At 66.0% G+C, this 12515-nt stretch carries 13 protein-coding genes; 3 read left to right on the top strand and 10 right to left on the bottom strand.

From position 1 onward, the window contains the following. Positions 1–261 precede the first annotated feature (261 nt). The 7 genes from O0K41_RS02005 to O0K41_RS01975 all read right to left on the bottom strand — a co-directional run bounded on the left by O0K41_RS02005 (position 262) and on the right by O0K41_RS01975 (position 5337). Positions 262–1104 carry a hypothetical protein gene (locus O0K41_RS02005; protein WP_099605092.1) on the bottom strand — a complete coding sequence of 281 codons (843 nt, stop codon included), beginning with the start codon at positions 1102–1104 and terminating at the stop codon, positions 262–264. Between the two features lie 128 nt (positions 1105–1232). Continuing rightward, on the bottom strand, positions 1233–1490 hold the full coding sequence (locus O0K41_RS02000; protein ID WP_099605091.1) for a hypothetical protein: 258 nt from the start codon (positions 1488–1490) through the stop codon (positions 1233–1235). 112 nt (positions 1491–1602) lie between these two features. Continuing rightward, positions 1603–1941, bottom strand: coding sequence for a DUF6616 family protein (locus O0K41_RS01995; protein WP_005411218.1), 339 nt, complete (start codon positions 1939–1941; stop codon positions 1603–1605). Between the two features lie 47 nt (positions 1942–1988). Further along, entirely contained in the window at positions 1989–2729 is a 741-nt protein-coding gene (locus O0K41_RS01990; RefSeq protein WP_099605090.1) for a DNA alkylation repair protein, read from the bottom strand. After that, entirely contained in the window at positions 2726–3226 is a 501-nt protein-coding gene (locus O0K41_RS01985) for a MarR family transcriptional regulator (protein WP_005414623.1), read from the bottom strand. The genes O0K41_RS01990 and O0K41_RS01985 overlap by 4 nt, the downstream gene beginning before the upstream one ends. A gap of 72 nt (positions 3227–3298) precedes the next feature. Continuing rightward, positions 3299–4597: a HAMP domain-containing sensor histidine kinase gene (locus tag O0K41_RS01980; protein WP_164221826.1), complete on the bottom strand. Its 1299-nt coding sequence runs from the start codon at positions 4595–4597 to the stop codon at positions 3299–3301. A gap of 32 nt (positions 4598–4629) precedes the next feature. Then, the gene (locus O0K41_RS01975; protein WP_005411222.1) at positions 4630–5337 is read right to left on the bottom strand and encodes a response regulator transcription factor; all 708 of its coding nucleotides are present in this window, start codon (positions 5335–5337) and stop codon (positions 4630–4632) included. 106 nt (positions 5338–5443) lie between these two features. Between O0K41_RS01975 and O0K41_RS01970 the strand changes: the two genes are divergently transcribed. Both O0K41_RS01970 and O0K41_RS01965 read left to right on the top strand, forming a co-directional pair. Then, positions 5444–6373: a pepsin/retropepsin-like aspartic protease family protein gene (locus O0K41_RS01970; protein WP_308304424.1), complete on the top strand. Its 930-nt coding sequence runs from the start codon at positions 5444–5446 to the stop codon at positions 6371–6373. A gap of 67 nt (positions 6374–6440) precedes the next feature. Further along, positions 6441–7604, top strand: a complete 1164-nt coding sequence (locus O0K41_RS01965; RefSeq protein WP_164221816.1) for a serine hydrolase domain-containing protein — start codon at positions 6441–6443, stop codon at positions 7602–7604. A gap of 28 nt (positions 7605–7632) precedes the next feature. On the opposite strand, the gene O0K41_RS01960 is transcribed toward O0K41_RS01965, so the two are convergent. The 3 genes from O0K41_RS01960 to O0K41_RS01950 form a co-directional block, all read right to left on the bottom strand. Then, a complete protein-coding gene (locus tag O0K41_RS01960) occupies positions 7633–8244 on the bottom strand; it encodes a DUF6445 family protein (RefSeq protein WP_005411225.1) in 612 nt (203 codons plus the stop codon). A 134-nt stretch (positions 8245–8378) separates the two neighbouring features. Further along, on the bottom strand, positions 8379–10028 hold the full coding sequence (groL, locus tag O0K41_RS01955; RefSeq protein ID WP_005411226.1) for a chaperonin GroEL: 1650 nt from the start codon (positions 10026–10028) through the stop codon (positions 8379–8381). 81 nt (positions 10029–10109) lie between these two features. Then, positions 10110–10397, bottom strand: coding sequence for a co-chaperone GroES (locus O0K41_RS01950; RefSeq protein WP_005411227.1), 288 nt, complete (start codon positions 10395–10397; stop codon positions 10110–10112). A gap of 311 nt (positions 10398–10708) precedes the next feature. Between O0K41_RS01950 and O0K41_RS01945 the strand changes: the two genes are divergently transcribed. Continuing rightward, positions 10709–12499: an endonuclease gene (locus O0K41_RS01945; protein ID WP_005414629.1), complete on the top strand. Its 1791-nt coding sequence runs from the start codon at positions 10709–10711 to the stop codon at positions 12497–12499. Positions 12500–12515: the final 16 nt, after the last annotated feature.

The following is a 12515-nucleotide window of genomic DNA, read 5'->3' as shown; positions in this document are numbered from 1 at the left end:
CGGAACGTTGGGGGTCCCCAGCGTGGCGGCATGAAAAAAGCCGCCAGGTTCGCTGGCGGCTTTCGGGAATGCGTCTGAAGCTTTCTTCAGGGTGAGCGCAGTCCTTCCTCCGCCAGTGGCTTCGGAAAGTAATACCAGTAAAAGCTGGTGGGGGCTGCGTTCATGGGATCTATTGATAGCACAGCTTTTGCGCAGTGCAAAATGTTTCATCCGCAACTGGGGGAGCTGTTCAGGCGGTACCGAGCGTCCACGCGCGTCCGTTCAGCCGTGGGCTCTCACAGGACTACCGCCCGCGAGGATCCGATCGTCATAGCCGCTCGGGTACCAGTATCGATAGGGCCGCCCGTCCTCAGTCTCCGCGTCATGTTGTTCGATCAGCCCAGGATCCACCCAGAACGGCAATCGATCACGGTCGGACCGGTGCACGAAGTCAGGGCAGCTCACCTCTCCCCTCACCTCAATCTCGTTCTGCACCATCGCCAGATGGGTCGCCTCGAAGTCTCCAGCCACATGTACATACTGACCGGTCTCAAGGAAGGTGGCGACCTTCATGTTGCCGCCGACAAAAAGCCCTCCATCGTTGAGTGACGATGCGTATGCATGCGTGCACGTCAAATTGTCACGGATAAAGACCCACCCGCCACAGACGAAGTTCTGCGTGGTGACACTCCCAAGTACCACCACACACCGGAGTTCGTCCAAATCGTTGAGGTGCAGTGTGCCATCTACGCTGACATCACCTTCGATGATCAGGCAATCGGTTGCCCAATCCGAAACTGCATCTGCGTTCCACACGAATCCGGGCATCCTGCTGAATGCAAGCGGAGGCTCCGGCTCTTCTTCGGGCGTTGGTCCCTTGATTCTGTCGCGCATCCTTCGCAGAACCATGGCGCCGTCTGAGTCACCTGCTGCCTCGATCAGTCCGTCAAGAAGATGATCCGTGCTGCCATCCAGACTCGGATCTGGCTCGAATTTCGCCTCGAGTGTCTCAGTTGCCATCCTCGCAATCGGGCTGGCGTCTCGCTCGAGTGAGGCCTTCGCTTCATCGGCCGAAATGGATTCCGAGCCCAGCCGCGGAGTGTTTCCGTCGGGGAACACTTGCATATCATGATCTCAACGAGAGGTAGGCCATGATCCTGATTCAGCTGCAGCGCATCCATGCAAGAAATCCGAAAAGCGGGATTCCTTGCATTGCATTGACCACGGCAGCGTGGAGAAGCGCCATGACGGCTCTACTTCGCGTGTACTTCCACGTCCAGCAGCAGACCCTCATGGATGTCGGCCCAGCGTTCCAGCACGCGATCCAGTTCCTGCCGGGCCTCGTCCAGCTGCTCGGGGTTGAGCAGGGAACGCGCGGTGTAGAGATCGGAAACCAAGCGCCGCAGGGCCGATTCCTGGATGGCCACCGACGGCCCCTCCAGCCCCGGCAACTGCAACGCCGGGCTGTCGCCAAGAGGGCCGAACAGCGTGACCTGGAGCGTACTCTGCATGATCGACCTTCCTGCGGATGGACATGGGCAATGTCCTGTTTACCGCGTCTGGGTGACAGGCGCATGTGCCACCCATGCCCAGCACCGGGATCTGCCGGCGTCTGCCGCCCCGCTACAAGGCGGCCAGGTCGGCAAGGTGCTGGGCCATGCTGTCCATCGCGCCTACCGCCTGGGTGGTGGTGAAGTACTCATGCCAGCCGGTAGCGGCAATGCCGGCCATCAACGCATCGACCTCCTCGCGGCTTGCGCAGCGCCAGACCGCATAGAACTGCTCATCGCTGCCGTGCGGTACGCCCGAGGCAATGCGGCCCATCGCCAGCGGCGTGATGCGGACCGGATCGAACTGCTGCATGCCGGCGCCGATACGGGCGAAGAAGGCATTCCGCTGCTCGGGCGGAAGTGTGGTCCAGGCAGGGGTGGCGGTGTAGAGCTCGATGAAGGTGTGCGACATGGTGGTTCTTCCTTGAGGGTTCGGGGGTTGCCGGCCAGCGACCGGCACTACCGGAGCGAGCGCAGCGCGCGTTTGCGGATGTAGGCGTTGGCGTCGCTGTGACGCTCATGCTGCCAACGCGTACACAGCTGGCGCAGCCACTGCGGCTGGGTCTTGCCGGCATCATTGAGCCAGTTGCCGACGGAATCCTGCACATAGCGTTCCGGGTCGTCAGCCAGTGCTTCCAGCAGCGGCAATGCATGTTCCGGGTGCCGCTTGAACAGCGCGATATGCGTGGCCCAGACACCGCGCGGACGCAGCGCTTCGCAGGCGAAGCGGCGCAGGTACGGCGATGTTTCCTGTGTCCACGGTTGCAGGTACTCAAGCGCCTGCACCGGCGCGGCAACGATGTCCGTGCGTAGCGCCAGCCACGCCCATTCGCGCACACCGAAGTGTGGATCATCGGCCAGCGTGCGCATCTGCTGCAGCTTCTCTGCCAACGTTGCGCGGGCATCGCTGCCGATCAGGTAGCAGGCCCAACCGCGCACGGTATCGGCGCGGTGATGCTGCCAGAGCGCAGGCACGCCCTGCCCCGCCTCACGCAGCAGTTGCGCAGCCAGGGCCATGCGCAGGGTGATGCCCTTGCCTGAGGCGACCCGCATGCGTTGCAGCGCCTCCGGTGCAAGCGCAGGCGCCGCCACCTGCAGAAGCGCGGCAAAATCCACTGCCAGGCATTCGGCCAGATGGGTGGCGGGGGCGCGGCCGGTGTTGAGTGCTTGCCGGCGTTCCGCAGGAATGGCCGTGCTCATGCTGCGGATTCCCGCCCGGCGTCCGTGTGCTGCCAGACCTTGTGCAGCAGCTGTGACAGCTGCTGCTGTTCATCAGCATCCAGGCCGTTGAACAGCCCACCGATCCATTGCGTGTGCTGCTCGAACAGCGATTCGGCCAAACGCTTTCCCGGTGCGGTCAGCACGATCTGCAGGCGGCGGCCATCCCCGTCATCGTTGCGACGCTGCAGCAGGCCTTCGCGCTGCAGGCCGTCGAGCAGGCCGCTGATGGTGGCGCGGGTCACGCCGGCGCGTTCGGCCAGCACATGCGGCGGCAGTGCGCCACCGGCCCCGTGCAACAGGAACAGCACGATGAAGCGACCCTCGCTGAGCCCATGCGGTGCCAGCCGCGCGGCGCAGTCGCGATCGATCGACGAGGACAGCGAGAGCAGCTGGAAACACAGGCGCAGCGGCGCGATGTTGGCGTGACCGCGTCGCTGCGCTTCCTCGATCAGGGCATGGTGCTTGGCTTCGATCATCTCACGCACGCGATATGGTTAGGCGCCTAATCATACAGCCGAACAGCCGCTGCCTGTAAACCACAGCCGATATCAGGTGAACTTTCCCAGCAGCAGGCACGCAACCAGCCCGCCGCCCTCCCGGTGCAGCAGCTGCAGTTCGCCCGCGTGCCGCCTCGCCACATTGGCGGCCACTGCCAGCCCAAGTCCCGCTCCACCGGTGGTGCGACTACGAGAACGCTCGCTGCGCTGGAACGGTTGCAGCAGGCGTACTCGGTCGCCCTCGGCGATACCTGGGCCCCGATCCATCACCTCCAGCTGGACCCCTCGCTCAACCACGGCAAGCCGCAGTTCCACCGCCCCGGCATAGCGATCGGCATTCTCGATAAGGTTGTCGAACGCGCGCCGAAGCAGCAACGCGTCGCCGTGCCAGGGCAGACTGTCCGGCCCCTGGATGGAGATCTCGACACCGCGCAGCAACGCTGCCTGCACGCACTCCTCCAGCAGCGCGGCCAGATCCAGCGGGCGCATCTGCAACGGCTGCAGTTCGCCGCGTGCGTAGTCGAGCACCTGCTCGATCATCGTGTCCATGCGCTCGATGTCCGCCACCATCCGGGCCGCCTGTGGTGTGGGCGCGAACTCGGCGCGCAGTCGCAGGCCGGTCAATGGTGTGCGCAGGTCGTGCGCCACTGCAGCCAGCATATGGGTCATGTCCTGGGCCTGCGCACGCAGGCGCTCTCGACCGGTGCCGATCGCGGCGGCCAGCATCTGTACCTCGCGCGGGCCATCATCCGGCAGGGGCGTGTCGGCTTGCAGGTCCACACGTGCACTGGCATCGGCCAAGCGTCGTAGTGGACGCCCCAGCCGGATCGATGCCCACGCCGCCAGCGGCGCCAGCAACACGGCACCGCCCAGCAGCGCCAGTATCACCTGTCGCCGCCAAGCTGCCAGATCACTGTGATCGCTGCCGACCACCCGCCAGCGGCCATCGGCCTGGCGCACGCCCAGTTCAAACGGCGGCCATTGCATCGCGGTCAGCAGCGCGGCCTGCGCCTTCAGTACACCGACCCGCGCCGTGCCGTCGAGCACCGCGCCGCCTTCGATGACCTGCACATCAGGCGCCTTGCCCTGTCCGCTCCAGACCAGGCGCACCTCCTTCGCCGGCAAACCCAGCTGCAGCGCCGCCAACTGGGTGAGCCAGTCACTGGCACTGCCCTGTGGTGGCGCATCCTGCGTCGCCAGATGCAGGCCCAGTGGTGCCGCGGCCCGTTCCCCTCGCAGCACCTGCACGGTCTGGTCCAACCGCATCGGTGGCGGCGCGGGCCGAGGCATCCAGCCAACCACGGCCACGCTGACCAGTGTCGCCAGCAGCAGGCTGGCCAGGGCCAGCATCGTGATCCAACGCGCGGTCGGCCACCGGCTGCTCACAGCACCTGTACCTCGGCGTGGAAGCGATAGCCTTCGCCACGCGATGTCTGCACCAGGGCTTCCGCACCGGGTGAGGCCTGCCCGAGCTTGCGGCGCAGGCGGCTGATCGCCAGGTCGACCGCGCGGTCGACGCTGTCACTCGGCTCGCCACGGCTCAGCTGCAGCAGCTGCTCGCGCCCCAGTACCCGCCCGGGGCGTTCGGCCAGCGCCAGCAACAGGCTGAATTCACCACGGCTGAGCACCAGCTCGTTCCCATCCGGCGCCAGCAGGCGACGTTGTTCCGGCAGCAACCGCCAACCAGAAAAGCGCAGTTCACTGGCTACCTGCGCGCGCAGCTTGTCCTGCCGGCGCAGCAGCGCGCGTACCCGCGCCAGCAGCTCGCGCGGGTCGAACGGCTTGGCCAGGTAGTCGTCCGCACCCATCTCCAGGCCGATCACCCTGTCCGGTGCGCTGCCCATCGCCGACAGCATCAGGATCGGAATGGCCCGTGCCTGCAGCCGGCGGCAGACCGACAGGCCATCCTCACCGGGCATCATCCAGTCGAGGATGATCACGTCCGGGCGATCGACCTGCAGCAGCACGTCCAGCGCCGTCGCGTCCGCTGCCACCCGTACCTGGTAGCCATGCAGCAACAGGCAATCGGCGATGGCATCACGGATGCTGGCGTCGTCATCGACAACGATGACACGGGCGGGAGTCGTCATGCAGGCAGTATCAGGCAGGTCTGTATCAGGACGGTATCAACGCCGATATTCCCGCGATACGCCGCTGCGCGCCAATGGTCACCCATGATCACTGCGGAGACCTGCCTTGCGCCTCATCCCATTCGTCCTGCTTGCTGCCCCGCTGGCTGCGCTGGCGTCCGATTCCCCCGAACACATCCTGCCGATGTGGATGCAGGGCGGTCATCCGGCCGTGGCCGTGTCGCTGGACGGGCGTGCCGAACCGCTGCGCTTCGTGGTCGACAGCGCGGCAGGCGCCACGCTGGTCGATGACCGCGTCGTGCGGCGCTACGGTCTGGGAGATGCGGATGCGGAGGTATCACAGGCCCAAGGGGCAAGTGCAGCCTCCGCGCGGCTGCAGCGCATACGCAGAACGTCCTGGCAGCTGGGCAGTTGGCAGCTGCAGGCCCAAGCCATGAAGGTCGATCTGTCGTCGTTGCCGAAGGACGATGATCCGGCCATTGACGGCTTGATCGGCAACGATCTGACCGGACGCTGGGACACCCGTTGGGACTTCGGCCGCAATCAACTGGCGCTGTGGACACCTGGCGGATTGAACCTGGAAGGACCGGGTTGCCAGCCCAATGCGCTGCCCGGACGCACTGACGACCTGCGCCAGTTCGGCTTCATCATGCTTGCACTGGGCGCGCCCGCGGTGGACGCCATCGCCGTGGTCGACACCGGTGCCGCGCAGACCGTCCTCAACGCCGAAGCAGCCCGCGCACTGGGGCTGCGCACCGACGGCAGCGACGCACGGGTGCGGGTGCGTGAAAAGGGCACCGAAGGCCTGGGCGGCGGAAAGCAGGCAACCTGGCTGTACACCCTGCCCGGCATGGCCGGCAACGGCTGGCAGCACCCCTCGATGGAGGTCCGCATCAGCGAACTGCCAGTGTTCAAGGCGATCGGCCTGGAGGGCCGGCCGGCGCTGATCCTTGGTGCGGATGCAATGCGCGGCTGCCAGGTGGACATCGGTGCCGGCGCGTCCCGGATCTGCCTGCGCCGGCCGCAGGCCAGCTGACATCCGGCAATGACGCCAGCGGCAGCCTGGCGTAGCATCACCGTGCGCCCCACCAGGAGTTCCACGCATGTGCCGTGCTGCCCTGATGTTGCTGACGCTGTTCCCGCTGGCCGTGCTGGCTGCACCTCCCCCGGTACCCTCGCCGGTCCGCATCGATGCCGAAGCGCAGCGGTTGATGCAGGCCGCACAGGCGCGCGGCATGGCACTGGCGGTGATCGACGGCGGCAAGGTGGTGCACGTCGCCGCCTACGGCGAGCGCAATACCGCAGGCGAACCACTGCGCACCGATACGGTGATGTACGCCGCCTCGCTGACCAAGATGGCATTCGGCCATCTGGTCGCGCAGCTGGCGCAGGACCGCAGGATCGATCTGGATGCCAGCATCGCCACAGCGCTGGACAAGCCGTTGCCGGACTATCCGCCCGAAACGAAGAAGTACGCCGACTACAGCGTGCTGGCCGATGATGCGCGCTGGCGCCAGCTAACCCCTCGCCTGCTGCTCAACCACGCCAGTGGTTTTGCCAACTTCGCGTTTCTGGAACCGGACGGCCGGCTGAAGTTCCACTTCGATCCAGGCAGCCGCTACGGCTATTCCGGCGAAGGGCTGATCCTGCTGCAGTTCGTGATCGAACGCGGACGGCTGGGCGAGGATGTGGGTGCGTTGATGCAGCAGCGGGTATTCGACCGCTTCGGCATGACCCGCACCAGCATGATGTGGCGCGGGGACTTCGCCACCAACCTGGCCGACGGCTGGACCATGGAGGGCACCGCCGAGCCGCACGATGAGCGCAGCCGCGTGCGCGCGGCCGGTTCGATGGATACCACCATCGCCGACATGGCCCGTTTCGCCGCCGGCTACGTGCGCGGCGATGGGCTGTCAGCGACGATGCGCAAGGAGCTGGTGCGGCCGCAGCTGCCGATCACCACCGCCAGCCAGTTCCCCACCCTGCAGCCGGAGCTGCCGAAGGCGCTGCAGCGCAAGGACCTGGCGGCCGGCCTGGGGGTGGTGACTTTCCGTGGCCCGCAAGGCGCGGGCTTCTACAAGGGCGGCCACGATGATGCGGTCGGTAATACGCTGGTGTGCGTCGAGCAGCAGCAGCGCTGCGTGGTGATCCTGGGCAACGATGTGCGCGCCGAGGCGACCTTCCCGGCGCTGGTGGCCTTCGTGCTCGGCGACATCGGCGTACCGTGGCAGTGGGAGTACGGCGCAGCGAAGGCATTCGTGAAGTAGATCCACGCCATGCGTGGATGACCTCCCTTCAACGCGCCTGCTCGAAGAACATCAGGTAGACCAGCCGCCCATTCTCCGGCCGGTCGCCGAAGGCCGGGCCGGCGGTATGCCAGAACCACGGGCGCAGCAGCACCAGGCGGTTGAAGCGCATCGGGATGCGCATGGTCATTTCCCACTGGCTGTCGTCGACGCTGTCGCGCTCGATGATGTCCCGATGCATGTCGCCGCCGTTGGCGTAGCCCAGCGCAGCCAGCTCGTGGGCGTTCAGCGCCATGCGCTCGGTGTTGGTGCGGCGATGGCGGAAGAACTCGGTACCCCCTTCGCAGTGCTCCGGGGCGCTGAGGTAGAGGATGCCGGACCAGTGCGAATGGTCGGTGTGCACCTTGGCGCGACCCACATCGCTGGCCAGGGTCAGCCGGAACTTGCCGTGCGACTGCAACGGATTGACCGGCCGCAGCGGCTCGTTGACCAACCGCGACGCGGCCTCGGACAGGCCGTCCAGCTCCAGCCGTTCGAGCGAATTACGCCCGGGGAATGCCCCCTCCTGCGCCGGGTAGGTCAGGCCCAGCCCGGCCTGGCGCAGGCCGTGTGCATCGGCTGGAGAGAGGAAGTCGTCGACGACGATGAACGAGGTAGGCATGGTCTGCGAGCGTAGCGACGCGGCGCCATGGCGGCAACCGGGCAACAAAAAAACCCCGCCTCGCGGCGGGGTTTTTCCTTGCATCGGGGAGACGCGCCGACCAGGGCCGGCAACGTCCGACGCGGGCGTGGGCCTTAGAAGTCCATGCCGCCCATGCCACCCATGCCGCCCATGCCACCGGCGCCGCCCATGGCCGGCTCGTCCTTCTTCGGAGCTTCGGCAACCATGGCTTCGGTGGTGATCATCAGGCCAGCGATCGAGGCCGCGTTCTGCAGCGCCGAACGGGTCACCTTGGTCGGGTCCAGGATGCCGAACTGCAGCATGTCGCCGAACTCGCCGGTAGCGGCGTTGTAGCCGAAGCTGCCGGTGCCTTCCTTGACCTTGTTGATGATGACCGACGGCTCGTCACCGGCGTTGGCAACGATCTCGCGCAGCGGGGCTTCCATCGCACGCAGGGCGATCTGGATGCCGTGGTTCTGGTCTTCGTTGGCGCCCTTCAGGCCGGCCAGCGCGGTGATCGCGCGGACCAGGGCAACGCCGCCGCCCGGAACCACGCCTTCTTCAACGGCCGCACGGGTGGCGTGCAGGGCGTCGTCGACGCGATCCTTCTTTTCCTTCATTTCGATTTCGGTCGAGGCGCCGACCTTGATCACGGCAACACCGCCGGCCAGCTTGGCCACGCGTTCCTGCAGCTTCTCGCGGTCGTAATCCGAGGAGGTGTCCTGGATCTGGGTCTTGATCTGCGCCACGCGTGCATCAACGTTGGCCTTGTCGCCGACGCCGTCGATGATGGTGGTGTTCTCCTTGGAGACCTGCACCTTCTTGGCGCGGCCCAGGTCCTTGATGGTGGCCTTCTCCAGCGACAGGCCGACTTCTTCGGAGATCACGGTGCCGCCGGTCAGCACGGCCATGTCTTCCAGCATCGCCTTGCGACGGTCGCCGAAGCCCGGGGCCTTGACGGCCACGACCTTGACGATGCCACGGATGGTGTTGACGACCAGGGTGGCCAGCGCTTCGCCTTCAACTTCCTCGGCCACGATCAGCAGCGGCTTGCCGGCCTTGGCGACGCCTTCCAGCACCGGCAGCAGGTCACGGACGTTGGAGATCTTCTTGTCGTGCAGCAGGATGAACGGGTCATCCAGGTCAGCGGTCTGCGACTGCTGGTTGTTGATGAAGTACGGCGACAGGTAGCCGCGGTCGAACTGCATGCCCTTGACCACGTCCAGCTCGTTGTCCAGGCCCGAGCCTTCTTCAACGGTGATGACGCCTTCCTTGCCGACTTCCTTCATCGCGTCAGCGATGATCTGGCCGATCGACTCGTCCGAGTTGGCCGAGATGGTACCGACCTGGGCGATCGCCTTGTCGTCGGCGGTCGGCTTGGAGATGTTCTTCAGCTCGGCGACGGCGGCCGAAACGGCCTTGTCGATACCGCGCTTGAGGTCCATCGGGTTCATGCCGGCGGCAACGGCCTTGGCGCCTTCGCGGATCAGGGCCTGGGCCAGCACGGTGGCGGTGGTGGTGCCGTCGCCGGCATCGTCGTTGGTGCGCGAAGCAACTTCCTTCACCATCTGCGCGCCCATGTTCTCGAACTTGTCAGCCAGTTCGATTTCCTTGGCGACGGAGACGCCGTCCTTGGTGATGGTCGGGGCGCCGAAGCTCTTTTCCAGCACGACGTTGCGGCCCTTCGGGCCCAGGGTGGCCTTGACGGCATTGGCGAGAACGTTGACGCCGCGCACCATGCGCGAACGGGCGTCTTCACCGAAACGAATATCCTTGGCAGCCATTGCATTTACCTCATTGGTAGCGCCGGACGGTGCCCGGCGGCTGGGAGTTTGGGATCAGGTTGAAACAGGTCGCGCCGAGGCTCAGCCGATGACGGCGAGCACGTCGTCTTCGCGCAGGACCTTGTATTCGACGCCTTCGCTCTTGTACGAGCTGCCGGCGTACTGGCCATAGATGACCTTGTCGCCGACCTTCAGCGACGGCGCGCGCACGTTGCCGTTGTCCAGCGGCTTGCCCGGGCCGACGGCCACGACCTCACCCTTGGTGGACTTTTCCTTGGCCGAGTCGGGGATGACGATGCCACCGGCGGAGATTTCGTCGGCTTCGATCGGCTTGACCACAACGCGGTCGTGCAGCGGCTTGATGCTCATAGGAGACCTCTTAAGTGATTGATTGGTCTAAAAAAGTCCGGCGATGTTAGCACTCACCCCAGGCGAGTGCCAGAACCGCACGTGAAGAAACCCGACAACGTCGGGAGCAGGGCAGAGATGGAGCCCCGCCGCCCCCTTTCAAGGGCGGAATGAAAAAATTTTTCCACCCGCGCGCCTCGGCCAAGGCGTCGGTCCTGGACAATTTCGGTGACAAGCGTCGCACTGTCAGATATCTGACGTTCATTTACGACAAAGTGTCACTGGATCAGCCTTAGGCTCGGTCAGGCATTCCCAATCACAAGGAGTAGTCGATGCGATTGCTGTCCCCGCTTGCCGCCGCCTGCCTGCTGGCACTGGCCGCGGCGCCGGCCCAGGCCGAGGTCTTCATCAACGAACTGCACTACGACGACAGCACCGCCGCCGGTGACGTCGGCGAAGCCATCGAAGTGGTCGCTACCGCAGGTGAAGACCTGTCCGGCTACCGCCTCTACCTCTACAACGGCAGCAATCCTTCGGCCGCCACGGTCTACGCCAACAACCCGGTCCCGGCCGGCACCGCCGCCGGTTGCGGCAGCGCCAGCATCGCCGTGGTCAACTACCCGACCAACGGCATCCAGAACGGCCCGAACGACGGCATCGCCCTGGTCGACGCCAGCGGCAAGGTGGTCCAGTTCCTCAGCTACGAGGGCGCCATCACCGCCTCCGGTGGCCCTGCCGCCGGCATGACCAGCCAGAACATTCCGGTGGCCGAGACCAACAGCACGGCGCCGGGCACCTCGCTGCAGCTGACCGGCAGCGGCAGCCAGTACGCCCACTTCACCTGGGCCGAGTCGGCCAGGCAGACCTTCGGCAGCTGCAACAACGGCCAGACCTTCAGTGGCGGCGGCACCCCGGGCCCGAACACGCCGCCGTCGGTGTCCACCACCACCCCGGCGCAGGGCAGCAGCACCTTCCCGGCCGCGGCCGATCTGGAAGTGGTGTTCAGCGAGACGGTGAACCTGGCCAGCGGCGCGTTCGCGCTGAGCTGCGGTACCTCCGGCAGCGTGCCGCTGACCTTCCCGGCCAGCGGACGCAGCGTGAAGCTGTCCACCAACACCGCGCTGGTGGCCGGTGAAGCCTGCCGCTTCGACATCCGCGCCGCGCGCATCACCGACCTGCAGGGCGCACACCCGGCGGCCGACAGCCGCATCGCCTTCACCGTGGCCAGCACCGGCGGCAATCCGGACCCGGGCAACCCGGGTGTGCCGGCCGGCTACTACTCCAAGGTCAACACCTCCAGCCCGAGCCAGCTGCGCTGCTCGCTGCACGCGACAATCAAGGGCCACACCGCCTACCCGTACAGCGGCTCGGGCACCAGTACCTGGACCATCCTGGAGATCGCAGACGAGGACCCGAACAACCCGAACCGCATCCTTGACGCGTATCGCAACCGCAGCTACGCCAAGGTGACCGATCGCGCCGGCAGCGGCAGTGGCCTGAAGTACAACCGCGAGCACACCTGGCCGAACTCGCTGGGTTTTGCCACCACCACGGGTGACAAGGGCCTGCCGTACGCGCCGTATACCGACACCCACATGCTGTACCTGACCGATGCACAGTGGAACGCCGACCGTGGCAACAAGCCGTTCGGCAAGTGCGACGCCAGCTGCGGCGAGCGCGCCACCGAGGCCAACAACGGCCAGGGTGGCGGCAGTGGTGGCTATCCGGGCAACTCCAACTGGGTGCGCACGCCGGACGGCAACACCGGCACGTTCGAGGTGTGGGGCAAGCGCAAGGGCGACATGGCGCGTGCGGTAATGTACATGGCGATCCGCTACGAGGGCGGCAAGGATGCAGCCACTGGCCAGTCCGAGCCGGACCTGGAGCTGACCGACGACCGCAGCAGGATCGTCAAGACCAGCAGCTCACCGGCCTACATGGGCCTGCTGTCGACGCTGATCGACTGGCACCTGTCCGACCCGCCGGATGATGCCGAGCGCGCGCGCAATGACGTGATCTACAGCTTCCAGGGCAACCGCAACCCGTTCATCGACCACCCCGAGTGGGCGACCCCTGGCCTGTTCACCTCGGCCAAGCCGGCCACCTGCCAGCTGGCCAACTGACCGCGCAACGCAGCGG

It is taken from the genome of Stenotrophomonas sp. Sm2128, from assembly GCF_030985535.1.
Taxonomy (GTDB): Bacteria; Pseudomonadota; Gammaproteobacteria; order Xanthomonadales; family Xanthomonadaceae; genus Stenotrophomonas; species Stenotrophomonas maltophilia.
The sequence above is the reverse complement of the archived record's forward strand: the minus strand, read 5'-3'. Positions and strand labels throughout refer to the sequence as shown.